Below are 23,029 nucleotides of genomic sequence, written 5' to 3'. Positions count from 1 at the left end.
CGCGGGTCAGACGCTCGGTGCGTCGTGCACGGTGAACTCCGTCGCCGGCTGCGCCCCCAGTTCGGAGACGACCTCCGGGGGCGCGCCGTGCAGCTCGACCCGCGCGCCGGCGGTCAGCCGCTGCACGCGGAGCTGCCCGAGGACGCGGACCAGGGCCGGGCCGCAGTCGCCCTCCAGCCCGGACAGGTCGACCACCAGCTCCGCCCACGCCTCCCGGGCGAGCTGCGGGCGGAGGTCCCGCAGGGCACGGACCTGCGCCGGACCGGCCGGGCCGACGACGGCGAGCGCCACGCACCCCTCGTCGTACCAGCTGGTGCCGATCCCGCCGACGGCGCGACGCACGGCGGTCGCCAGCGCCTCGCGGCGTCGTTCGTCGAGGCCGACGGGAATCTCGAACGGGGTGGGTGCGGCCACGGAGACCTCCAGCGCGCGTGGGGACACGACGGCCCCGCGCGGTCTCCACGGGCGACGCTCGGCTTTCCCGGCACCCTACTCGACGGAAACGCGCCATGCGATCGCGCAGCGTGACGGACCTACAGGTCGGCGCGGCGGGTCGCGAGGGTCGCGGCGAGATCGCGGAGCTTGATGTTCAGCTCCTGCGAGGTGCGGCGCAGGGTGTCGAACGCCTCGTCGGCGGACAGGCCACGCCGTTCCATGAGGATGCCCTTGGCCTGCCCGATGACGTCGCGGGAGGCCACCGCCTCCTGGAGCTGGGAGGCGCGCAACTGCGCGGCCTCCACCGCCTGCGCACCCTTGAGCGCGACCGCGGCGTGCGTGGCGAACACCAGTGCCATGTCGCGGTCGACGTCGTCCAGCCCGCCGACCCGGCGTGAGTAGTAGTTCAGCGCTCCGAGGCGTGGCCGGGCGTCCTGTCCGGGGAACATCCCGGTCGCGAACACCGCGTGCAGACCGAGGTCGGCGGCCGCCGGACCGAAGCGCGACCAGCGGGAGTCCTGCCGCAGGTCCGCGGACGCCGCGTAGCCGATCCCGCCGTCCAGCGTGGCCTCGACGCACGGGCCCTCGACGAACTCGTACTGTACCGCGTCGGCCTTCGTGGCCACCGGATCGGTCTCCACCGGGGTGGTGAACCCGTTCCCGTCGCGCAGCGTCACGGAGACGACGTCCGCGCCCGTGATGTCCCGCGCGGCCCGGACGATCCGCTCCAGGACCCCCTGCACGCCCTCCTCCTCCGGCGCGGCGCACAGCGCCTCGCCCAGGGAGACGAACTGCTCCGCGAGCGGTCCCAGCGCATCGTCCTGGTTGCTGTCCACGAACCGCTCCCGATCCTCCCGCCAACGCCGCTCGTCCGTCACGGTCGGATCATAGGCGGGTCGGGGCAGAACCCGGCGAGAGCGCGGTTCAGGCGGCCTGCGGTACGGCACGATCGCGCAACCGGCGCAGCGTCGCCGCGGCCTTCCGGCCCACCGGCAGTGCCTTCCGGCGGCGCTTCTCGATGGTCTCGTGCCCACCCGGCACCGACAGCCGCGCGATCTTCCACAGCACGCCGCCGTACTGCTTCCACATCGGGCCCGAGTGGTAGGGCAGCCCGTAGCGCCGGCACAGGTCGCGCACCTTCGGCGCGATCGTGGAGTAGCGGTTGGAGGGCATGTCCGGGAAGACGTGGTGCTCGATCTGGTGGGAGAGGTTCCCGGTCATGATGTGCAGCAGCGCGGAGCCCTCGATGTTGGCCGAGCCGAGCATCTGCCGGACGTACCACTCGGCCTGCGTCTCGTTCTCCAGGCGCTCCTCGTCGAAGGTCTCGACCTCGACCGGGAAGTGCCCGCAGAAGATCACCGCGTGCGACCAGATGTTCCGGATCGTGTTGGCGAGCAGGGCGCCGACCGCGGCCGGGACGAACGACGGGCCCGACAGCGCCGGGAACACGACGTAGTCCTTGGCCAGCTGCTTGCCCGCCTTGCGCGCCATCTTCTTGATCTCGGGCATCTTGTCGCGCCAGGTCGCCCTGCCCTCGGCGACGTCGTCGAGCTCCAGGTCGAACATCCCGATGCCCCACTCGAAGATGAGCGCGAGGCCCATGTTCGTCAGCGGCTGGATCAGGTGGATCGGCTGCCACGGCTGGTCGGGGTCGACCCGCAGCACGTTGTAGCCGATGTCGCGGTCCTTGCCCTGCACGTTGGTGTAGGTGTGGTGCAGGTAGTTGTGCGTCTGCTGCCACCCGGCCGCGGTGGAGACGTGGTCCCACTCCCACGTCGTGGAGTGGATCTCCGGGTCGCGCATCCAGTCCCACTGCCCGTGCAGGACGTTGTGCCCGATCTCCATGTTCTCGAGGATCTTCGCGACGGCGAGCGAGGCCGTCCCGAGCACGAACGCCGGCGGGAAGAGCGCCCCGAGCAGCAGCACGCGCCCGGCGATCTCGCATCCGCGCTGGGTGCGGATCACGCGCCGGATGTAGTTCGCGTCGGCCTGGCCGAGCGATGACATGACCTCGTCGCGGATCGCCTCGAGCTCGGCGCCGATGCGCTCGATGTCCTCGACCGACAGGTGGGCCGTGGACGCCGTGATGTGCGCGGTCGACGCGCCGGGACGGCCGGGCCCGGTGGGGGTCTTGGCCTCGTTGATCCGGGTGACGTGATCCGGGATGACGGCCGGGTTCGTGAGCGGCGAGTGGTCGAGCGTGGTCATGAGTTCCTCCGGGAGCGCTGGGGAGCGGGTGCTAGAGGTCGATGCGGCAGTCGCCGGCGGCCGCGGAGACGCAGGTGCGGACGATGACGTCCCCCTCGGCCTCCGCGGCCTCGATCTCGCCGGTGTGCAGGTTCCGGACGGCGCCGGCGCTCAGGCGCCCGACGCAGGTGTGGCAGATGCCCATGCGGCAGCCGCTGGGCAGCAGGGCGCCGGCGTCCTCGCCGGCGCGGAGCAGGGGGGTGACGGCGTCGGCCTCGGCGACGACACCCGACGTCGTGAAGGTGACGGTGCCGCCCGTGGCGCCGTCGTCGAGGACGGTCGGCGCCGGGGACACGAACCGCTCGACCACGCACGGCACACCGGCCTCGTCCGCGGACGCGGAGAAGGCGTCGATCATGCCCGCCGGCCCGCAGACCAGCAGGGTGCGCGCCCGCCAGTCCGGCACGAGCGTGTCCAGGTCGGACGGCTGCAGGTGCCCGGCGGTGCTGTCGTGCCGGTGCACGGTCGCCGGGAGGGCGTCCAGGTCGTCGGCGTGCACGTGGCCGCCGCGCCCGGAGTGGACGAGCACCGTGTCGTTCCCGTCGAGCGCGCCGCCCCGCAGCAGGCCCAGCATCGGAGTGATGCCGCTCCCGCCGGAGATCATCAGCAGCGGGCCCTCCGCCCCGAACTCCCCGCCGGCCGGCCCGAGGGCCACGAGCTCGCCGGCCTGCGCGACGCGGGCCAGGTGGACCGAGACGGAGCCGTCCGGGACCGCGGTGACGCTCACGGTGAGGTGTTCGGCGTCGGGCGCCGAGGTGATCGAGTAGGTGCGCCAGTGGCGGCGCCCACCCAGGTCCACGCCGAGACCGACGTGCTGGCCGGGACGGTGCCCGCGCCAGCCCGCGCCGGTCCGGATGGTCAGCTCGGTGGTGGCGGGTCCGACGGTGCGGGTCGCGATGATGCGCCCGCGCGGCGCCCGCGCCGACCACAGCGGGTCGACGACCGCGAGATAGTCGTCCGGCAGCAGCGGCGTGAACAGCACGCGCGCCGCCCGGGCGACTACCTCAGCGATCATGTCCCCGACGGTAAGGACGCCCTCGCCCCGATCGCTACAGCCGAAGCGACGACCGGCTCACGGGTTCTGTTGCATCTGGACAAGTCGCCGGGTCAGTGGAGCGAGCGGGTGAGCAGGCCCACCAGGGCGGTCCGGTCGGCCGTGCGTGGCGCGTTGCGGCCCACCGGGTCGGCCGCCGCGGTGGTCGCGAGGGCGGCCACCTCGTCGGACCCCAGGCCCAGGCCGGCACGGTCGATGCCCGGGGGCACGCCGACCGCGTCGGTCCAGCGGGCGAGGGCGCCCGGCAGCTCACCGGGGTGCCGCAGGCCCAGGATCTCGGTGACACGCGCCCAGGCCCCGCCGTCGGCCGGCGCGTCGGCGGTGTCGTCCAGCGACCACGCCACCACCTCGGGCAGCACCATCGCGAGTGCGCGGCCGTGCACGACGCCGTGATGGGCGGTCAGCGCGTGCCCGAGGCCGTGGACCAGCCCGAGCCCGGAGCGGGTGAGGGCCTGCCCGGCGAGGTGGGCACCGATCAGCATCTCGGCACGCGCGTCCGCGTCGGCACCGTCGGCGTACGCGTCCGGGAGTCGGTGCCACACGCGCCGCAGCGCCTCCGCGGCGAACGCCTCCGACACCGCGCTGCGACCACGGCTGACCAGCGACTCCAGGGCGTGCACGAGGGCGTCGACGCCGGTCGCGGCCGTCGCCCCGGGCGGCAGGCCGTGGGTCAGCAGCGGGTCGAGCAGCGCGACCCGCGGCGTCGTCGAGGAGTCACCGCAGTAGACCTTGCAGCGGCGCACCGGGTCCTCCAGCACGCCGAACCCGTTGGTCTCGGCGCCGGTGCCCGCGGTGGTCGGGACGGCGATCAGCGGCAGGCCGGGCCCGGTGGGGTCGGCGGCCAGGCGCGCGATGCCCTTGGCGGCGTCGAGGGCCGACCCGCCACCGAGCGCCACGACCACCGGGCGGCTGCCGGGGAACGCCCCGGCCACGAGGCCGGCGCCCGCCTCGACCGACGGCACGGTCGGGTTGCCGGGGATCTCGTCGACCACGACGGTCGGGCAGCCCGCGGCGGCGAGCACGGTCAGGGCCTCGTCGACGATGCCGGTGGCGCGCAGCCCGGGGTCGGTGACCACGACCGCGCCGCCGGACCGGGCGGAGGAGTGCACATCGAGGACGTGGTCCCCGAGCCGGGCGAGCGCACCCGCCCCGGAGTCGACGGCGGGCCCGGGCTCGTGCAGGAACGGGACGGCGGCGGGGCAGGCGCACGGCGCGGCGGCCACCGGGCGCGGCTCGACGGCGCTCACAGCGCGAACCAGGTGGTCTTGGGCGCGGAGTAGGCGTCCAGCGCGGCGAGGGAGCGGTCCCGGCCGCCGCCGGTGTCCCCGCCGCCCCCGAACGGCGTGGTCACCGAGGCCGCGTCGAACGTGTTCACCCACACCGTCCCGGCGCGCAGCGCGTCGGCCACCCGGTGGGCCGTCGTGACGTCGCGGGTCCACACCGCGGCCGCCAGTTCGAACCGGGTCGCGTTCGCCAGCGCCACCGCCTCGTCCGGACCGTCGGCCGTGACCACCGAGAGCACCGGACCGAAGATCTCCTCCTGGGCGAGCCGGCTGTCGTTCGCCACACCGTCCAGGACGGTGGGCTCGACGTAGGTGCCGCCGGGCACCGGCTCGAGCACCGACCCGCCGAACGCGACGTCGACGGTGTCCCGGGCCAGGTCGAGGTAGCCGACGACGCGGTCGAGCTGGGTCCGGTCGACGATCGCCCCGAGCACGGTGTCCTCGGCGAGCGGGTCGCCGACCGTGAACGTCTTCGCGAGGTCCACCACCCGGCCGACCAGCTCGTCGTGCACGGACCGGTCGACCACCACGCGCGAGCCCGCGTGGCAGGTCTGGCCGGCGTTGTAGAAGATCCCCCACGCGATCGCGGAGGCCGCCGCGTCCAGGTCGGCGTCGGGCAGCACCACCTGCGCGGACTTCCCGCCCGCCTCGACCGCGACGGCCTTGCCGTTGGACTCCCCGGAGTACCGGTGGAACAGCCGGCCGACCTCGACCGACCCGGTGAACCCGATCTTGTCGATCCCCGGGTGGCGCCCGAGCGCCGCACCCGTCGTCGGGCCGTCGCCGGAGAGCACCGTGAAGACGCCGTCGGGCAGGCCCGCCTCGGCGGCCAGCCGGGCGAGGATCAGCGCGGACGACGGCGACTGCTCGGCCGGCTTCACGATGACGCTGTTCCCGACGGCGAGCGCGGGCGCGATCTTCCAGGCGGTGATGATCAGGGGGTAGTTCCACGGCACCACCGCGGCCACCACCCCGAGCGGGCGACGGGTGATCGTCGCGAGCGCGCCCGGGCCGGTCGGGGCGATCAGGTCGTAGTGCTTGTCGATCGCCTCGGCGTACCAGGTCAGGACGTCGGCGCAGGTCGGGACGTCGACCTGGCGTGACTCCCGGATCGGCTTGCCGGTGTCCAGGGTCTCGGCGAGCGCGAGTTCCTCGGTGTGCTCGCGGACCAGGGCGGCGAAGCGGAGCAGCACGGCCTTGCGGGCCGCGGGCGCGAGCCGCGCCAACGGGACGTGGCCGAGCAGCGAGCCGTCGCGCGGGGTGTACGCGGGCATCGTCGCGTCCGGGGTCACCTCGACGCCGTCGATGAGCAGCGACGTCGGTGGACTGGTGGAGGTCATCGGTCGCTCCCGAGCGAGGGGTGCAGGACGGCACCGAGGCCCGGTGCCTGGGGGACGGCGAGGGTGCCGTCGGCGGCGGGTCGGAGCGGTTCGGCGAGCAGGAAGTCGCGGCGCTCCGGGGTCCAGCCGCCGGCCGGGTCGTAGGGGAACTCCAGGTACGGGCCGGCCCCGACGCCGGCCGCGACGTGCAGGTTCGCGAGCAGGCCGAGCCCGTTCGACCAGGTGTGCGGGGTGAAGCGGCGGTGGCGGGCGCGCATCACCTCGGCGAGGTGGCGGGTGCGGGTGATGCCCAGCGAGAGCACGACGTCGGTCTGCACCACGTCGAGCTCCTCGGTCAGGGGCGCGAGCTGGGCGGCGTCGTCGCACATCTCCCCGGAGGCGATCCGCAGCCCCGGGTTCTCCGCGCGCAGCAGACGGTGTCCGGCCACGTCGTCGTAGGGCAGCGGCTCCTCGATCCAGCCGGGCTCGAACTCCGCGAGGCGCCGGACCAGCCGCCGGACGTCGACGAGCTCGACGGCGGGCCGGACGTCGCCGGCCATCCGCCACGCCTGGTTGAGGTCGACCAGCACGTCGAGCCGGTCCCCCACCGCCTCGCGGACCGCGGCGACCGAGGCGACCCCGGGCTCCGGGTCCCGGGGGTCGACGCGCACCTTCACCGCGCGGAAGCCCGCGGCCACGAGCTCGAGGGCGTCGTCGGCGCGCCGCTCCGGGCGCTGCACCGAGCACCAGGAGGCGTACACCGGGAGCCGGTCGGCCACCCCGCCGAGCAGCACCGACACCGGCAGGCCGGCGACCTGCCCGACGACGTCCCAGAGCGCGGCCTCCAGCGGCCAGAACCGCCCGCCGTGGAAGGCGACCGACTCGATGCGGCGCACCTGGGTCTCGAGGGCGAGCGGGTCGGTGCCGAGGAAGTGCGGGACGTGCGGCGCGAAGCCCGCCATGGTGTCCCCGGACCCGACGCCGATGATCCCGGCGTCCGTGTGCACCTCGACCAGCGTCGCGGCGAACGCGTGCCGCGGGTCCGGGTCCCACGCCGCGTGCATCGGCGGGTCCAGCTCGAGCGTGTGCTCGGTGACGCGGATGTCGGTGATCTTCACGGCGCGGCCCCCACGCCCGCAGTGCACCCGTGGCCCGACGGCCCGACAAGGCGGACTTGCGCTCAGCGCAAGTAGCCTGGCCGGATGGACGGGCTGCGCCGCGACGCCGACCTCCTGGGCGCCCTGGCCTCCCCCGAGGCGCAGGGCTCCGGCCTGGGCGTCGCGCGGCTGGCGACGCTGACCGGGCGGACCGAGTCGCAGGTCTCCCGCGCGCTCGTCGCCCTCGCCGACGAGGGCCTCGTCGAGCGGGACCCGCGCAGCCGCCGCTACGCGCTGGGCTGGCGGCTCTACGCGTTCGCCGCCCGCACCACGGAGGCCCGGCTGGTCCGGACGGCGGGTCGGGTCCTGACCGTCCTCGCCGCGCGCTGGGGCGTCGGGGCGCACCTGTGCCGCCTGCACGGCGACGCGGTCGCGACGGTCCTGACGGTGGCCGGCGACGGGTCCGCTCCCCGGGTCGCGTTCGACGTCTCGGACGTGCCGGTCGAGGTCAGCTCGGCCGGACGGGTGCTGCTGGCCTTCCGCGACGAGGCGGCGCTGGCGCGGCGGCTGGGGGCGGCGGGGCTCGACCCGGGCATCGCGGCCCGCACCCTCGCCGACGGCGTGGCCGTCGTGGACGGCGAGCTCGACCGCCGGCTGGCCGGTGTCTCCGCGCCGGTGCGCGACATCCACGGCGGGGTCGTGGCGGCGCTGAACACCTCCGGTCCGATCGCGCGGGTGCGCCCGGTGCTCGACCGCCTCGGCGCCGCGACCGTCGAGGCCGCCGCGGACCTGTCCACCCGTCTGGGGGCCTGATCTCCCGTTCGGCGGCAGGCCCGACCCCGACGGCCCAGAGGATCTTCACGCTGAGCTGAGCACCTGCATTGAGTAGCCCGAAAGGTCGCTCTTGACCTCGGCGAACGGGCGAAGAAAGCCGGGCGACCGGGCCCCTCGATCGGCGGTTCAGCCCCGGGGCGACCGCGAGCACGATCTCCGGTCTGCCGACATCGCGGAGGTCGAGTTGTTCCCTGGGGACGTGCCCGTGCCGGGGGCGGACACACTGGTCCGGTACCGCAGCTACGCGGTCCCCGGCACCGGGATCCGGGTCGCCGTCACCACCCCGGAGAGCCATCCCGCGCTGTGGAGCACGCACCTCGACGGGCTCGGCCGGCTCTACGCGGAGCACGGCGTCGAGGCGGCGACGCGGGTCGACGACCGTCCCACGTCGCTGGTCTTCACCGCGCTCGACGCCGACGGGCGTGCCGTCGCCGGCATCCGCTCGCACGGTCCGGTCGCCGCCGCGGAGGACACCCAGGCCCTCGAGGTGTGGGAGGGCGACCCGGCGGTGCGCGCGGTGATCCAGGGCTGGGTGCCCGACGGCCTCGTCGAGACCCAGGGCTTCTGGATGGAGCGGGGGTTCCCCGGGCGCCGCGAGCTGATGGCCACGATGAAGCGGACGCCCGTCGTCGCGGCCGCGGTGCTCGGGGCGCGCTGGGCGATGGGGACGGCGGCCCACACGATGCGGCTGTTCGTCGCGGCCGGCGCGGTCGTGGTCGACGACGTCCCCGCGATCGCCTACCCCGATCCGCGCTACCGGACCTTCCTGGCCCACTGGGACCGCTGGCACTGGACCCCGGACGTGTCCGACGACGAGATCCGCGCCGTCGACGACGCGGTCGCCGAGCTGGTCGAGGTCGCCGTCCCGACGCCCCGGTCCGCGTCGTGACCGCCGCCCGGGCGGTCGTCGTCGACGGCGCGGCCCTCGACGCGCTGTGCGCCGACCCGACGGTCACGGTGCTCGACCAGCGCGCCACGCAGGCCGCCGAGCTCGCCGCGCTGCGCGGCCCGCAGGCCGCGCCCGCCACCCGCTGGGTCCACTACCCGTGGCGACGGGCGGTGGTCGGCATCCTCGACCGCGCGGCCTACCGCCGGCTGCGCCTGGACCGGAACCGCAACAAGATCACCGACGCCGAGCAGGACCGCTTCGACCGGCTCACCGTCGCCGTCGCGGGCCTGTCGGTGGGGCACGCGATCGCGCACACGCTCGCGCTCGAGGGGCTGTGCGGACGGATGCGGCTCGCCGACTTCGACGAGGTCGCGGTGTCCAACCTCAACCGCATCCCGGTCGGCCTGTTCGAGGTGGGCACGAACAAGGCCGTCGTCGCCGCCCGTCGGATCGCCGAGCTCGACCCCTACCTCGACGTCGAGGCCCTCACCACCGGCGTCACGGTCGACGGCATCGACGAGTTCCTCACCGGCGTCGACGTCCTCGTCGAGGAGGCCGACTCGCTCGACGTCAAGGTGCTGCTGCGCGAGCGGGCGCGGGAGCTGGGCATCCCGGTCCTCATGGCCACGAGCGACCGGGGCCTGGTCGACGTCGAGCGGTTCGACCTCGAGCCCGACCGGCCGCTCTTCCACGGGCTCGCCGGCGACCTCTCCGCGGCCGACCTCGTCGGGCTGGACGCGCGCGACAAGGCTCCGTACGTGCTGCGGATCGTCGGTGCCGATCGCGTCTCCGCACGGGCCGCGGCGTCGATGGTGGAGGTGGGGACGACGCTGTCGACGTGGCCCCAGCTCGGGAGCGACGTGGTGCTCGGCGCCGCGACGGTCGCGGCGGCCGTCCGCCGGTTCGGGCTGGGCGAGCCGCTGCCGTCGGGCCGCACCCGCGTCGACCTCGACGAGGTGCTGGAGGGTGTCGCGGCGGAGCCCCCAGAGGACCCTGTGCCCGACGTGGACGTCGACGACGAGCCGGTCGACGCCGTGCTCGAGGCCGTCCGCCGGGCACCGTCGGGCGGGAACGTGCAGCCCTGGTGTGTCGAGGCGGACGCGAGCCGGCTCCGCCTGTTCCTCGACCGCCGGCGCACGACGACGATGGACGTCGCCCACCGGGGCAGCTACGTCGCCCTCGGCGCGGCGCTCTTCAACGCCCGCGCCGCCGCGGCCCGCGAGCACCGGCTCGGACCCGTCGAGCTGTTCCCCGACGCCGGGTCGCCCGACCTGGTCGCGACGGTGCGGTTCGCACCCGGCACCGACGAGCGCCTGGCCGCCGCGGACGTGCTGGCCCGCGGCACCGACCGCGCGCTCGGCCGGCCGCGTCCGATCGGCGTCGCCACCCGGCTCGCGCTCGTCGAGGCCGCGCGGGCCGAGGGCGGGGACCTGCACCTGCTCGAACCGGGCGAGACGATGCGGGCCGCCGGGGAGGCGATCGCCGCCGCGGACCGCGTCCGCTACCTCACCGAGCGCCTGCACGGCGAGATGGTCGGCGAGCTGGTCTCGCACGGCGAGCCGACCGGCATCGACGTCGCCGCGCTCGGTCTGGGCCCGGCCGACGTCGCAACCCTCGCCATCGTCCGGCGCCCGGAGGTGATGCAGACGCTGGCGGCGTGGGGCGGCGGGTCCGCCCTCACCGACGACACCCGCACCCGGATCGCCTCGAGCTCCGCGCTCGCCGTCGTCACCGTCGCCGGGCGGACCCCCGCCGACTTCGTGCGCGGTGGTCAGGCCGTCGAGGCAGTCTGGGTCGAGGCGCAGGCGCGCGGGCTCGCGGTGCACCCGACGTCGCCGGTGTTCCTCTACGCGCACGGTCCGGCGGACCTCGAGGAGCTCTCCGCCGCGCACGCGGGGCACCTCGCGGACCTGCAGCGCGCCTTCGCGGTCGCGGTCGGGTTGGACGACGGCGAGGCGGTCGCGCTGGTGCTGCGGCTCGGGCACACCGCGGGCGCACCGGTGCGCAGCCGCCGTCGTCCGGTCGCCGACCTGACCCGGCGGTGATCCGCGGGGTACTCCCGGCGCGTGCTGCTGCTCGTCGTCCACACCGCGTCCGTGTGGTTCTGCACCGGGCTCGTCTGGGTGGTGCAGGTCCTCGTCTACCCGGGGTTCGCCGGGATCGACCGGGCGGCCTTCACCGCCTGGCACGACCGGCACACCCGGCTGATGGCCTGGACGGTCTCCGGGCCGTGGGCGCTGCAGGGGGTGACGACGGCCGTGCTGCTGGTCGTGCGTCCCGACGGCGTGCCGTTCTGGGCGGCGGCGCTGGCGGGCGTGTGCGGAGCGGTGACGGTCGCGGTGACCGTGGGCGTCTCGGTGCCCTGCCACCGGCGGCTCTCGGCCGGGTACGACGACGAGGTCCTGGCGCGGCTGGTGCGGACGAACCGGTACCGGGTGGTCGCGTGGACCGCGGGCGGGGTGGTCGCCGCGGGCATGGTGCTGGCTGCGGCGTGACACGCTCTGCGGCGTGCTGCACCTGCGGGTGGTGTGTCCGGCCGAGCGGACCGACGAACTCCTCGGATGGCTGACCGACGCGCCGGGCGTCGCCCACCTCACCGTGTCGCGCGGGGCGGCGGTGTCCCCCGCGGGCGACCTGCTCGGCGCCGACATCGCGCGGGAGGCCGTCGACGACGTCCTCGCCGGCCTGTGCGACCGGGGCGTCGACCGGGACGGCGGCATCACCCTCGAACCCCTCGACACGGTGCTCTCCGACCGGGCGGACCGGGCCGAGGAGGCCGTCCCGGGGCTCGGGTCAGACGCCGTCGTGTGGGACGAGCTGGTGGGCCGCAGCGGCGACGACGCGCAGCTGTCCGCGAGCTTCCTGGGCTTCCTGACGATCGCGTGCCTGCTGGCCGCGGTCGGCGTCGTCACGAACTCGCCGGTCACGATCGTCGGGGCGATGGTCGTCGGGCCGGAGTTCGGGCCGCTCGCCGCCCTCGCCGTGGGCCTCGTCGGGCGGCGTCGCGATCTCGCGGCCCGTGCGCTGCGGGCCCTGGGGATCGGGTTCCCGGTGGCCCTGGTCGCGACCGCGCTCGCCAGCCTGGCCGCCGAGGCCGCCGGTCTCGTGACCGTGAGCCCGCTGGAGTCCGCGGACCAGGTCGACTTCATCTACCAGGTGGGGCCGTTCTCACTGATCGTCGCGCTGCTCGCGGGCGCGGCCGGGATGCTGGCCATGACCTCGTCGAAGTCGGCGGCCCTCGTCGGGGTGTTCATCTCCGTCACGACGGTGCCCGCGGCCGGCTACGCGGTGGTGGCCGCGACGCTCGGGGACTGGACGCGGTCCCTCTCCTCGGTCGCACAGCTGCTGGTCAACCTCGTGGGCATCGTCATCGCCGCGGCGGTGGTCCTGCTCCTGCGCACGCGCACCTACCGTCGGCGCGGGCTCGGCCGGCCGCTCTCGGAGGGCTGACTGCGGCCGACCCGGGCTAGGGTCCGGCCCATGCGGCGGACGGTGCTGGTCGTGCTCGCACTGCTCGGCGTCCTCGCCGTCCTGGCCGGGTGCGGCTCCGGCCCACAGACCCCGACCGACCGGGTCGCGGCGACGCACGAGCTCCGTGTGTGCTCCACCGGGGACTACCGCCCCCTGACCTACCGGGACGCGTCCGGGTCCTGGTCGGGCATCGACGTCGACCTCGCCCGCGACCTCGCCGCGCACCTGGGTGCACAGGTGACGATGGTGCCGACGACCTGGTCGACGATGCTCGACGACGTCACCGCGCAGCGCTGCGACATCGCCGTCGGCGGGGTCTCCGTGACGGCCGACCGCGCGGCCCGGGCGGCGTTCACCGTGCCCTACCTGCACGACGGCAAGACCCCGATCGTCCGGTGCGCCGACCTCGGCCGGTACTCGACGCTCGAGCAGATCGACCGGCCGGGGGTGCGCGCGGTGGTGAACCCGGGCGGGACGAACGAGCGGTTCGCGCGGGGCCGGCTGCACGCCGCGACGATCGTGCCGTACCCGGACAACAACACGATCCACGACACCGTCGCCGACGGGCGGACGGACCTCATGATCACCGACGCGATCGAGGCCCGCTGGCAGGCCGCCGCCCGCCCCGGTGTGCTGTGTGCCGAGCACCCGGACGCCCCGTTCGACTCCTCGGAGAAGGCCTACCTGATCCCGGCCGGCGACCAGGCGTTCGTCGACCGCGTCGATGGATGGCTGACGACGGCCCTCGCCGACGGGACGTGGGACCGCGTCGCGCGGCCCTGGTTGGGCTGACCGGTGGACGAAGACCCTGACGCGGTCCGCCGTGCCTACTCCTCGATGTCCGAGCAGTACATCGGCCTGTTCGACGGCGACTGGAAGGACCACTCCGACGACACGGCCCTGGTCCGACGGCACCTGACCGGGCTCGACGGCCCCGTGCTCGATCTCGGCTGCGGACCCGGGCACTGGACCGCGTTCCTGCATTCGCTGGGGGTCGCCGTCACGGGCGTCGACCTGGTCCCCGAGTTCATCGCGCACGCCCGGGCCACGCACCCCGGGCCGGAGTTCCACCTCGGTTCGATGACCGAGGTGGACGTCCCCGAGCACTCCGTGGCCGGCGTCCTGTCCTGGTACTCCACGATCCACCTGGCTCCGGACGCGGTCGACGGCGTCCTCACCGGCTTCCGGCGCCTGCTGAGGCCCTCCGGGGTGCTCGTGATCGGGTTCTTCGACAGCGACGACGACGTGGCCGCCTTCGACCACAAGGTCGTCACCGCCTACCGGTGGCCGGTCGACGTCTTCTCCGACCGCCTGGCCCGGGCGGGCTTCACGGAGCTCGAGCGGCGGCAGCACCAGGTCCCGGAACGACCGGATCGTCGCTATGCCGCCATCGCCGCGTGCGCCGGCTGAGCTCCGGCCCCGCCGAGATGGCCGGGTCCCCGTGACAGGTGACTGACGACGGCCCTGGCCGACGGCACGTGGGCCCGCGCGGCACCGCCCTGGCTGGGGAGACCGCCCGTCAGGGCTGCAGCGGGGTGCGGCGGGGGTGGACGATGCGGCGCGCGATCCGCCACCCGGCCTCGGTGCGGACGGCCACGTCCTCGTAGACCACGCTGCCCACCCGGCCGTCGGTGGTCACACCGAGACCCTTCGACACGATGCTCGCGCGGTCCGGTGTGAGGTCGACGACGACGTTCGTGACGTGGTGTGCGACCGGGTTGCGGTCGCCCAGGGCGCGTGCGGCCTCCTCGATGGCGGCGAGCCCGATCAACGGCTCGCCACCGAGGGCGGAGACGTCGTAGAGGACGTCGTCGGTGAACACCTGGTCCAGACCGGCGAGGTCCCCGGCGTCGACGCAGTGCCCGTGCCGGGCGACGAGCTCGTGCAGGGCGAGACGGTCAGCGAGGTCGGTGAGGTCGTCGGCGTCGGGCACGGCGTCAGACAACTCGGTCCGAACCGGTCCGTCGACCCGATTGACCCGGCAGCCGTCAGTGATCCGCCGAGATTGTCGGACCCTCGTACTAGTGTTCGAATCGTGGCCGCTGTGGTGGAGACCGAGACCCCGGGAGGGGACCCGTTCGCGGGCATCCCTGCTGGTCCCGAGCTCGCCGCCGCCCTGGCCACGACCCCGGTCGCCCAGCTGCCCGGCCAGCACGTCGCCGCCTGGATGCGCGCCACCTTCCGGCAACGCAACCACGACGACGCGGTCCTGCTCGACGCCATCCGCCAGGCCTGCCGCTCCCGCGCGGATGACTGCCGCCGCGTCCTCGACGACGGGTTCGCCCCCAAGATCGCCGCGGCGAACCTGGGTTGGTCGGCGATCACCGCCGGCGCCCGCTACGGGCTCGCCCTGTTCGTCCTCGACGCCCACCCCGCCCTCGGCGCCGCCATGCACGACGGTGTGCTGGAGAGCCGCAAAGCGGAAATCTTCGACGCCGCCACCGAAGGCCTCGACGACCACCAGATCGACCACGTCATTCGCATCGTGCTCCCCGAAGCCCCCGGACTCGCGTATCAAGCGTTGCGGGAACGGATCCTCGAGGTCGCACGCGCCCTGGACCCCGACTGGGCCGCCGCCCGCCTCGCCGCCGCCGTCGCCCGCGCCCGGGTCACCACGAGAGTCTCCCCCACCGGCGCGGTCGACCTCACCGGCCACGACCTGCCCCCCGACCTCGCTCAAGACGCCAAAGCCCACCTCGACGCCCTCGCCGCCGAAGCCCAGACCCGGCTGGCGTTCCTCGGACTCGACTACGGCCGCGGGTTCATCTCCGCGCGCCTGTTCACCCGCCTGCTCGACGGCACCCTCACCGGCTACGACGACCCCGCCGTCCTGGACGCGATCGTCAACGAACTCTGCGGCGGCGGCCCACCCGGCAGCCCCACCGACGACAGACCGAACCCCGACGACAGACCCGACGACGGGCCGGACGACGGTGGGCCGGACGACGGTGGGCCGGACGACGGTGGGCCGGACGACGGTGGGCCGGACGACGGTGGGCCGGACGACGGACCTGGCTGCCCCGACGGCGGCTCGAGCTCCGGCGACAGCGGCCCCGACGACGGGCCTGATCTCGACGAGTCTCCTGGCGACGAAGGCCCGGCCGACGACGATCGCCCCGACAGCCCGACCCCCGACAGCTCTGGCGGGGGCGCGGGTCCGAGCGCGGGAGGCTTCACCGGCAACCCGGTGGTCGAGCCCTACCCCGAGCAGGTCGCGCTGCGGATGCGCCTGTCGACCCTGCTCGGCCACGACCAACACCCCGCCGAACTCCCCGGACTCGGCGGCACGACCCCCGAGGTCGCCCGCCGCCGCGCCCACCACCTCGGCACCGCCCGCTGGCACGTCCTCGTCCACGACGACCACGGCCACCTCCACCACCTGCTCACCCTGCGCGCCCCACCCGAGGCGACCCGCGACCCCCGCCACCGCCGCCGCACCGTCGAGATCACCGCCCCGGCGGCGCTGCTCGACGCCCTCACAAGCTCAGATGCACACGACCCGTGGCTCGCGACGCTGCTCGCCGCCTACTACCGCTCCCGCGACCTCCCACCCGAGGACCACCCGGCGACGACATCGCGCGACACCGACCGTCGCCTCCCCGGAGCCGCCCTCGGACGCTGGATCGACGCCCGCGACCCCACCTGCGTCGCCCCCGGCTGCTCGGTCGCCGCCCGACGATGCGAACACGACCACACCCACGACTGGCAGGACACCCACCGCACCCACGCCGACGGGCTCGCGAACCTCTGCAAAGCCGACCACCGCGCCAAACACATCGCCGGCTGGCACCACGAACAACCCGCACCCGGCCGATTCACGATCACCGACCCCACCGGCACCGTGCACCACACGCAGAGCCGCGTCGTACGGCCCCTCCCCGACCCCGTCGCCCCCCACAGCCCGCACCCCCCAGGGCTGCTCGAGGTCTACCGACCCGCCGACGAGGAATACCGCTACGCCACCCGCCCCGCCCGACCACGACCGGAGGAGGACGACAGCGACCCACCCTTCTAGGAGCTCCGGCGTCGCGACCCGACCGCAGCGCGCTCCGGGTCGAGGAGGACCTCCTCGTCGAACAGGCCCCCGCCCGTCGTCGGGAAGGAGACGTGGAGTGGGCCGACCCGCAACGTGCCCGAGCCGAGCACCGCGAAGCGCACCCCGGCGCGCCCGCGCAGCAGGGCGTGTGCGCCCGGGGCCAGCACCGCGTCCATCCAGGCGCAGGGCGCCGCGGGTCGGCGGCCGCCGAGGAGGACCGGGCCGTCACCGCTGTCGAGGAGCACGTCGGTCCCGCGCAGTCGTTCGACGTCGAGACCACGCGTGACCACGGTGCGACGAGCCAGGACCGGGTCGAACGGAGGGACGCCCAGCTCGGCGGCGACCGCGTCCAGGGCCTCCTCGGCGATGATCGTCAGGGCCGCGTCCCGGTGGGCGGCCCGCCCGGCGTAGCGATCACCGACGACCCCGTACCCGGCCCGGAGCTCGATTGCCGCCGGCGAGGTGGTCTCCGTACGCGCCGGACCGTCCGACGGTCGACCCAGGTACGCGTGCCCGGGCGACACGACGAATCGGACGATCTGCACAGGTCCGTACCTCTTGATTCACCCGGATCACAGGTCTATACCTCTCCCGTGGCCGTGACGCGATCGACGGAAGTGGGCGCCAAGGTCGCCGCGCTGTGCGCCGAACTCGGCCCCGGAGCCATGCTGCCAGGCGAGCGTGACCTGTCGACGCGGTTCGGGGTCTCGCGCGCCACCGTCCGCAAGGCGCTCGAGGAGCTGATGGCGCGCCGGATCATCGAGCGCCGTCACGGCGCGGGCACGTTCGTGCGCCGCCCCGCCGTGGCGCAGCCCCTCATGGCGACCTCCTTCGGAGACGACATGCGCCGACGCGGTCTCGAGCCGTCGTCGCGGTTGCTGTGGTGGGACACCGTCGTCGCGGACACCGACCTCGCGGCGCGGTTGGAGATGCCCGGCGGGGAGTCGGTCCTGCGGGTCTGCCGGGTGCGGCTCGCCGACGAGGAGCCGATGACGCTGGAGACCCTGCACGTCCCGGCTGCGCGCGTCCCGGGCCTCACCGGCGACGACCTCGACGGCCCGTCGTCGTACTACGAGCTCCTCGCGACGCGGTTCGACCGCCGTATCCGGTCGGGCACGCAGTCCGTGGCCCCCGTAGTGCTCGACGCGTCCGACGCCGCCCTGCTCGGCGTCGCCGCGGGCGCGCCGGCACTGCGCTTCGTGCGGACCTCCCGCGACCATCGCGGCGAGGTGATCGAGCGGGTCGAATCGCTCGCCCGCGGCGACCGCTACCTGATCGAGATGGAGATCATCCCGCCCGGGGACCTCCCGTGAGCGCGGTGATCGCGGTCGACCTGGGCCGTTCCGGAGCCCGCATCGCGGCGGCGGACCGGCGCTGGGTCACGACGACGGGTGCGGGTCTCGGTGACCCGGGCGGCGCGGCGGCGGTGGCCGCAGTGGTGCGCGCGGCAGTGGGCCCGCTCCCCGCAGGGTGCACCCTCGCGGTCGGCGTACCGGGCGCGCTGACCCGTCCGGACGAGGCGGTAGCCCTCGCGGAGGCGCTGACATCGGGCCGCGACGGGGCGGCCACCGCGGTGGTGACCTCTGACGTGATCGCGTGGCACGCCGGCGCGTTCGGGGGTCACGGGGCCGGGGTGGTGCTGGCGGTCGGGACCGGCGCGGTCGCGCTCGGGGTGGACCGCGAGGGCACGGTGCGGCGGGTCGACGGCCGGGGCCTGCTCCTGGGTGACGCCGGCGGCGGGGCGTGGATCGGACAGGCCGGGCTCCGAGCGGCGGTGCGGGCGCTCGACGGCGCCGGTCCGCGCACCGCGCTCGTGGACCCGGCCCGTGCGGTGCTCGCCGGGCGGCCGTCGACGCCGGGCGACCTCGCCGCCTTCGCGCCCGCGGTGCTGGAGGCGGCGGAGAGCGGTGACCCCGTGGCCGCGCGGATCGTCGAGGAGGCGGTGACCCAGCTGGTCGCCACGACGCGCGGGGCGGGCGAACCCGTCGCGCTCGTCGGGGGGCTCGCGACGGCGCTGTCCGCCCGGCTCCGCGCCGCCGGCCTGACCCTCGTCGACGGAGCGGGCGACGCCCTCGACGGCCTCCTCACCCTGGCCGCCGACGCGACCACCCCGCACGAGCCCGTTGTGACCCGTCGTCGGGACGAGCACGTCGACGGCACCGGACCGGCCGCGGACACCGACCGGTTGACCACCGAGGCCGTGCGACCGGGGTCCGAGGAGCTCGACGCCCTGCCGACGCCCGACCTGGTCGCGCGGTTGATCGAGGGCCAGGCGGTCGCGCCGGGGGCGGTCGCGGCGATGGCGACGCCGATCGCCGAGGCCGCCGACGCCCTGGGCACGGCACTTCGGACCGGCGGACGGCTCGTCTACACCGGCGCCGGGACCTCGGGACGGCTCGCGGTGCAGGACGCCGCGGAGCTGCCGCCGACGTTCGGGCTCTCCCCCGACCGCGCGGTCGCCCTGCTCGCGGGGGGCCGCGACGCCGCCGACGCGGCGGTCGAGGGCGCGGAGGACGACGACGCGGCGGGGCGCGCCGACCTCGAGGAGATCGGGGTCGGGCCGCGGGACGTGGTCGTCGGGGTCGCCGCGTCCGGACGGACGCCGTACGTGCTGGGCGCGCTCGCCGCCGCGGCGGAGCGGGGAGCGACCACGGTCGCCGTCGTGAATGCCGTGGACAGCCCGGTCGCCGCCCTGGCGGACGTGGCGATCGAGCTGGTGACGGGCCCGGAGGTACTGGCCGGGTCGACCCGACTCGCCGCGGGCACCGGGCAGAAGATCGCCCTGAACACGCTGTCGACGGCGGCCCTGGTGCGGGCGGGCGCGACGTACGGGCCGTGGATGGTCGGGGTGCGGGTGACGAACGCGAAGCTGCGCCGCCGCGCGGAGCGGATCGTGCGCGACGCGACCGGCGTGGACGCCGACGAGGCCCGCGCCGCCCTGGCCGCGGCCGGTGACGACGTCGCCACCGCCGTGGTGGCGCTCCTCGCGGGCCTCGACGGCGCCGCCGCGCGCGACCGGTTGGCGACGGCGGGCTCGGTGCGGGCGGCTGTGTCCGGGAGACGCAGCGGAGCGGAGCTCGACCCAGCGGCCGGAGCCGGGCGATGATCGTCGTCGGCCTGCTGTCGGGCACTTCGGCGGACGGGCTGGACGTGGCCGTGTGCGCGGTCGAGGTCGGGCCGCACGCGCGGCTCGAGGTGCTGTGGCACGGCGACGTGGCGTGGCCGGACGGCCTGCAGGACCGGGTACTCGCGCTGCTCCCGCCCGCGACGACGTCCGTCGAGGAGGTCGCAGCGCTCGACCACGCCGTCGGGCGGGCGGCCGCAGCGGCGGCGGGACACGCCCTGGACGCTGCCGGCGTGCGCGGGGACCTCGTGGTGTGGTTGGGACAGACCGTCTTCCACGGCATCCACGACGGGCACGCGACCGGCGGCCTGCAGCTCGGCCAGCCCGCGTGGATCTCCGAGGCGACCGGGCTGCCCGTCGTCAGCGACCTGCGCTCCACCGACATCGCCGCCGGCGGCCATGGCGCACCGCTCGCGAGCACGCTCGACGCGCTGTGGCTGGCCGGTCAGGAGACCCGCGTCGCGCTGAACCTCGGCGGGATCGCCAACGTCACGATCGTGTCCCCGGACCGGGTCACCGCCTTCGACACCGGACCGGCCAACTGCTGGCTCGACGTCGTCGCGCAGCGGGCCACCGGCGTCGCCTACGACGTCGACGGGGCGCTCGCCGCACGGGGCACCGTCCACGACGGCCTGCTCCAGCACCTCCTCGCCGACCCCTACTACGCCGCACCGCCGCCCAAGTCGACCGGCCGCGAGCTGTTCACCGCGCCCGCCCTGGACGCGGCGGTGGCGAGCGCCGCTCCCGCGGTCAGCTCCGAGGACCTCGCCGCCACCCTCGTCGCGCTGACCGCCCACACGGTCGCCGACGCGTGCCGGGCGCACCACGCCGCCGAGGTCGTCGGCTCGGGCGGCGGGATGGCGAACCCGGTGCTGCGCGCGGCGATCGCGGCGGAGCTCGACCCCGTGCCCCTCGTGTCCGCCGACGACCGCGGACTGCCCTCCGACGCCAAGGAGGCCGTGCTGACCGCACTGCTCGGTGCCCTGACCTGGCACGGCGTGCCGGGTGTCGTCCCCGGCGCGACGGGCTCCCACACCCCGCGGGTCCTCGGCCGGATCAGCTCCGGCCACGCGCCACTGCGACTGCCCGAGCCCGTGCCCGCCGTCCGCGCGCTGGAGGTGGTCGCATGAGGCTCGGCGTCTCCGCGTCGCTGGTCGGCGGGGTGCTGCACCCGGGGGACGTGTCGGTCGTCGACGGGCGCGTCGAGGCCGTCGGGCTGCCGCCCGCCCGCGGCGGCGCGATCGCCGTCCCCGGTCTGGTCGACGTGCAGTGCAACGGCTACGCGGGCGTCGACCTCACGGCGGTCGCGGACGCCGGCGAGGTGCACCGGTTCCGGGAAGCGCTCGCCCGCGACGGCATCACCGCGGTCGCGCCGACCGTCATCACCGCCGCCCCGGAGACCACGACCACCGCCCTCGGGATCCTCGACGACGCCCGAACCGGAGTCCACGGCGCCCGCCTCCTCGGCGCCCACGTCGAGGGCCCGTTCCTGTCACCGAAGCGGCCCGGCACACATCCGACCGGCTTTCTCCGGGCGCCCGACCCGCGCCTGTTCGAGGACATCCGGACGGCGGGTGCGGTCGCCATCACCACCGTCGCGCCGGAGCTCGACGGGGCGCACGAGCTCGTCACCGCCGCGCTCCACGCCGGGATCATCGTGATGGCCGGGCACAGCGACGCCACCGCCGCCGAGGCGCACGCCGGGTTCGACGCCGGGATCGCGGGCGCCACGCACCTGTTCAACGCCATGAGCGGGTTCGACCACCGCTCCCCCGGCCTCGCCGCCGCCGCACTCGCCCACCCCGGGGCGGTCGTCACCGTGATCGCCGACGGCCACCACCTGGACCCCGACGTCCTGCGGGTCGTCACCGCCGCGGCCCCCGGCCGGTGGGCGCTCATCACCGACGCGACCGCCGCCGCCGGCATGCCCGACGGGACGTTCCGGCTCGGCGACGTCGACGTGACGCTCGCCGACGGCGCCGTCCGCAACCCCGACGGCACCCTCGCCGGCAGCGCCGCGTCCCTCGCCGGCTGCATCCGTGTGGCCGCGGGCCTCGGGATCGGGCTCGCCGACGTGCTGACCGCCGCGACCGCGACCCCCGCCCGCCTCGTCGGAGCGGCCCACCGGCCGCACCCCGACCTCGGCGTCCTGCGACCGGGCGGCGTCGCCGACGTGACCGTGCTCGACGACGCCCTCGCCGTCACCCACGTGCTGGTCGGCGGGGAGGAGGTGGCGCGATGAGCTCCCTGCTCGAGACCGAGCTGTACGCGCAGCCCGAGGCCCTGCGCTCCTTCCTGACGACGGGTGCGTCGGCCGCCGAGGCGGTGCGCGACCTGGCCGACGGCACCACCGGCGTCGTCATCGCCGCCCGCGGCAGCTCCGACAACGCCGCCCGCTACGCGCAGTACCTCGTGCCGCTGGTGAGCGAGCGGGAGGTCACGCTGGCGACGCCGAGCCTCGTCACGACCTACGGCGCCTCGCCGGACGTGTGGGGCCGCCTCGTCGTCGGGGTGTCGCAGTCCGGCACCTCGCCCGACATCGTCGCCGTCCTGCGCGACGCCCGGGAACGGGGAGCGCCCACGCTCGCCGTCACGAACGACCCGTCCTCCGACCTGGCCGGGCAGGCCGACCTCGTCCTCCCGCTCCGCGTCGGCGAGGAGCGCTCGGTGGCCGCCACCGGCACGTACACCACCTCGCTGGCCGCGCTGGCGGTCGTCGCGGCGGGCCTCGCGCCGGAGCCGGCCGCGGCGTCGCTGCTCACCGACCTCGAGGGCACTCCCGACCTGGTCGCGGAGGCGCTGGAGGCCGACGTCGACGACGCGGTCGAGGTGTTCGCGGCCTCGTGGCGCGGGATCACCGTCGGGCGCGGGGTCAACCTCGCGACCGCCCACGAGGCCGCGCTGAAGCTGACCGAGCTGACCGGGTCGCTCGTCACGCCGTTCTCCCCCGCCGACCTGCGCCACGGTCCGATCGGCGCCGTCGGGCCCGCGACCCCGACGCTGCTCGTCGCCCCCGACGAGGCCGCGAGCGCCTCCGTGCTCGACCTGTGCCCCGAGCTGCACGACCGCGGCGCACCCGTCGTCACGATCGGACCCGGCCTGCCACCCACACCGAGCCTCGTCTCCCCGATCGTCGCCGTCGTCCCCGCGCAGAAGCTCGCGTGGCGCCTCGCGCTGCACCGTGGCGTCGAGGTCGACGCCCCCGGCGGCCTCCACAAGATCACCAGGACCGAATAGGAG

The 23,029-nt window shown here is 75.4% G+C and carries 22 protein-coding genes; 13 read left to right on the top strand and 9 right to left on the bottom strand.

The window, feature by feature from the left end; all coding sequences use genetic code 11:
• Window positions 1-6 precede the first annotated feature (6 nt).
• The 7 genes from QRT03_RS12165 to QRT03_RS12135 all read right to left on the bottom strand — a co-directional run bounded on the left by QRT03_RS12165 (window position 7) and on the right by QRT03_RS12135 (window position 7,456).
• The gene (locus tag QRT03_RS12165) at window positions 7-414 is read right to left on the bottom strand and encodes a hypothetical protein (RefSeq protein ID WP_286053052.1); all 408 of its coding nucleotides are present in this window, start codon (window positions 412-414) and stop codon (window positions 7-9) included.
• A 119-nt stretch (window positions 415-533) separates the two neighbouring features.
• Window positions 534-1,313 (bottom strand): GAF and ANTAR domain-containing protein, encoded by a 780-nt coding sequence (locus QRT03_RS12160; protein WP_286053051.1) that lies wholly within the window; start codon window positions 1,311-1,313, stop codon window positions 534-536.
• A 46-nt stretch (window positions 1,314-1,359) separates the two neighbouring features.
• Window positions 1,360-2,523, bottom strand: a complete 1,164-nt coding sequence (locus QRT03_RS12155; protein ID WP_425604831.1) for a fatty acid desaturase family protein — start codon at window positions 2,521-2,523, stop codon at window positions 1,360-1,362.
• 151 nt (window positions 2,524-2,674) lie between these two features.
• Entirely contained in the window at window positions 2,675-3,697 is a 1,023-nt protein-coding gene (locus tag QRT03_RS12150) for a flavin reductase family protein (protein ID WP_286053049.1), read from the bottom strand.
• Between the two features lie 92 nt (window positions 3,698-3,789).
• Window positions 3,790-4,983 carry an iron-containing alcohol dehydrogenase family protein gene (locus QRT03_RS12145; RefSeq protein WP_286053048.1) on the bottom strand — a complete coding sequence of 398 codons (1,194 nt, stop codon included), beginning with the start codon at window positions 4,981-4,983 and terminating at the stop codon, window positions 3,790-3,792.
• Window positions 4,980-6,359, bottom strand: a complete 1,380-nt coding sequence (locus QRT03_RS12140; protein ID WP_286053047.1) for an aldehyde dehydrogenase family protein — start codon at window positions 6,357-6,359, stop codon at window positions 4,980-4,982. The genes QRT03_RS12145 and QRT03_RS12140 overlap by 4 nt, the downstream gene beginning before the upstream one ends.
• The gene (locus QRT03_RS12135) at window positions 6,356-7,456 is read right to left on the bottom strand and encodes a mandelate racemase/muconate lactonizing enzyme family protein (RefSeq protein WP_286053046.1); all 1,101 of its coding nucleotides are present in this window, start codon (window positions 7,454-7,456) and stop codon (window positions 6,356-6,358) included. Before QRT03_RS12135 ends, QRT03_RS12140 begins: the two co-directional genes overlap by 4 nt.
• Window positions 7,457-7,540: 84 nt before the next feature.
• On the opposite strand from QRT03_RS12135, the gene QRT03_RS12130 reads away from it, so the two are divergent.
• The 7 genes from QRT03_RS12130 (at window position 7,541) to QRT03_RS12100 (ending at window position 14,039) form a co-directional block, all read left to right on the top strand.
• Entirely contained in the window at window positions 7,541-8,248 is a 708-nt protein-coding gene (locus QRT03_RS12130; protein WP_286053045.1) for an IclR family transcriptional regulator, read from the top strand.
• A gap of 226 nt (window positions 8,249-8,474) precedes the next feature.
• On the top strand, window positions 8,475-9,158 hold the full coding sequence (locus QRT03_RS12125; RefSeq protein WP_286053043.1) for a hypothetical protein: 684 nt from the start codon (window positions 8,475-8,477) through the stop codon (window positions 9,156-9,158).
• A complete protein-coding gene (locus tag QRT03_RS12120; RefSeq protein WP_286053042.1) occupies window positions 9,155-11,203 on the top strand; it encodes an Rv1355c family protein in 2,049 nt (682 codons plus the stop codon). The genes QRT03_RS12125 and QRT03_RS12120 overlap by 4 nt, the downstream gene beginning before the upstream one ends.
• A gap of 21 nt (window positions 11,204-11,224) precedes the next feature.
• Window positions 11,225-11,653, top strand: a complete 429-nt coding sequence (locus QRT03_RS12115; RefSeq protein ID WP_286053041.1) for a hypothetical protein — start codon at window positions 11,225-11,227, stop codon at window positions 11,651-11,653.
• 13 nt (window positions 11,654-11,666) lie between these two features.
• The gene (locus QRT03_RS12110; protein ID WP_286053039.1) at window positions 11,667-12,608 is read left to right on the top strand and encodes a DUF389 domain-containing protein; all 942 of its coding nucleotides are present in this window, start codon (window positions 11,667-11,669) and stop codon (window positions 12,606-12,608) included.
• A gap of 30 nt (window positions 12,609-12,638) precedes the next feature.
• Complete coding sequence (locus tag QRT03_RS12105; RefSeq protein ID WP_286053038.1) at window positions 12,639-13,421, top strand: transporter substrate-binding domain-containing protein; 783 nt, start codon at window positions 12,639-12,641, stop codon at window positions 13,419-13,421.
• 3 nt (window positions 13,422-13,424) lie between these two features.
• Entirely contained in the window at window positions 13,425-14,039 is a 615-nt protein-coding gene (locus QRT03_RS12100; protein ID WP_286053037.1) for a class I SAM-dependent DNA methyltransferase, read from the top strand.
• 109 nt (window positions 14,040-14,148) lie between these two features.
• Here the strand turns inward: QRT03_RS12100 and QRT03_RS12095 are convergent, their stop codons facing one another.
• A complete protein-coding gene (locus QRT03_RS12095; protein ID WP_286053035.1) occupies window positions 14,149-14,562 on the bottom strand; it encodes a nuclear transport factor 2 family protein in 414 nt (137 codons plus the stop codon).
• Between the two features lie 102 nt (window positions 14,563-14,664).
• Between QRT03_RS12095 and QRT03_RS12090 the strand changes: the two genes are divergently transcribed.
• Complete coding sequence (locus QRT03_RS12090) at window positions 14,665-16,644, top strand: HNH endonuclease signature motif containing protein (protein ID WP_286053033.1); 1,980 nt, start codon at window positions 14,665-14,667, stop codon at window positions 16,642-16,644.
• On the opposite strand, the gene QRT03_RS12085 is transcribed toward QRT03_RS12090, so the two are convergent.
• The gene (locus QRT03_RS12085; RefSeq protein ID WP_286053032.1) at window positions 16,641-17,210 is read right to left on the bottom strand and encodes an MOSC domain-containing protein; all 570 of its coding nucleotides are present in this window, start codon (window positions 17,208-17,210) and stop codon (window positions 16,641-16,643) included. The genes QRT03_RS12090 and QRT03_RS12085 overlap by 4 nt on opposite strands.
• Window positions 17,211-17,258: 48 nt before the next feature.
• Here QRT03_RS12085 and QRT03_RS12080 point away from each other — a divergent pair, with 48 nt between their 5' ends.
• Genes QRT03_RS12080 through QRT03_RS12060 form a run of 5 tightly spaced genes read left to right on the top strand, consistent with a single transcriptional unit; the run spans window position 17,259 to window position 23,026 of the window.
• Window positions 17,259-17,978, top strand: a complete 720-nt coding sequence (locus QRT03_RS12080) for a GntR family transcriptional regulator (protein WP_286053031.1) — start codon at window positions 17,259-17,261, stop codon at window positions 17,976-17,978.
• Window positions 17,975-19,771: an N-acetylmuramic acid 6-phosphate etherase gene (locus tag QRT03_RS12075; RefSeq protein WP_286053030.1), complete on the top strand. Its 1,797-nt coding sequence runs from the start codon at window positions 17,975-17,977 to the stop codon at window positions 19,769-19,771. Before QRT03_RS12080 ends, QRT03_RS12075 begins: the two co-directional genes overlap by 4 nt.
• Window positions 19,768-20,919, top strand: a complete 1,152-nt coding sequence (locus tag QRT03_RS12070) for an anhydro-N-acetylmuramic acid kinase (protein WP_286053028.1) — start codon at window positions 19,768-19,770, stop codon at window positions 20,917-20,919. Before QRT03_RS12075 ends, QRT03_RS12070 begins: the two co-directional genes overlap by 4 nt.
• Complete coding sequence (gene nagA, locus QRT03_RS12065; protein WP_286053027.1) at window positions 20,916-22,031, top strand: N-acetylglucosamine-6-phosphate deacetylase; 1,116 nt, start codon at window positions 20,916-20,918, stop codon at window positions 22,029-22,031. The genes QRT03_RS12070 and nagA overlap by 4 nt, the downstream gene beginning before the upstream one ends.
• The gene (locus QRT03_RS12060; RefSeq protein ID WP_286053026.1) at window positions 22,028-23,026 is read left to right on the top strand and encodes an SIS domain-containing protein; all 999 of its coding nucleotides are present in this window, start codon (window positions 22,028-22,030) and stop codon (window positions 23,024-23,026) included. Before nagA ends, QRT03_RS12060 begins: the two co-directional genes overlap by 4 nt.
• The last annotated feature ends 3 nt before the right edge of the window (window positions 23,027-23,029 follow it).

It is taken from the genome of Actinomycetospora termitidis (assembly GCF_030286555.1).
In the GTDB taxonomy this organism is placed as follows: Bacteria; Actinomycetota; Actinomycetes; order Mycobacteriales; family Pseudonocardiaceae; genus Actinomycetospora; species Actinomycetospora termitidis.
Note: the sequence above shows the minus strand (reverse complement) of the source record. Positions and strands in the feature narration are given on the sequence as shown.

What these genes read in the sequence shown, in the direction of transcription:
- QRT03_RS12140 (WP_286053047.1), bottom strand. Translation starts at nt 6,359, where the DNA reads ATGACCTCCACCAGTCCACCGACGTCGCTGCTCATCGACGGCGTCGAG.
- QRT03_RS12130 (WP_286053045.1), top strand. Translation starts at nt 7,541, where the DNA reads ATGGACGGGCTGCGCCGCGACGCCGACCTCCTGGGCGCCCTGGCCTCC.
- QRT03_RS12070 (WP_286053028.1), top strand. Translation starts at nt 19,768, where the DNA reads ATGATCGTCGTCGGCCTGCTGTCGGGCACTTCGGCGGACGGGCTGGAC.
- QRT03_RS12150 (WP_286053049.1), bottom strand. Translation starts at nt 3,697, where the DNA reads ATGATCGCTGAGGTAGTCGCCCGGGCGGCGCGCGTGCTGTTCACGCCG.
- QRT03_RS12105 (WP_286053038.1), top strand. Translation starts at nt 12,639, where the DNA reads ATGCGGCGGACGGTGCTGGTCGTGCTCGCACTGCTCGGCGTCCTCGCC.
- nagA (WP_286053027.1), top strand. Translation starts at nt 20,916, where the DNA reads ATGAGGCTCGGCGTCTCCGCGTCGCTGGTCGGCGGGGTGCTGCACCCG.
- QRT03_RS12060 (WP_286053026.1), top strand. Translation starts at nt 22,028, where the DNA reads ATGAGCTCCCTGCTCGAGACCGAGCTGTACGCGCAGCCCGAGGCCCTG.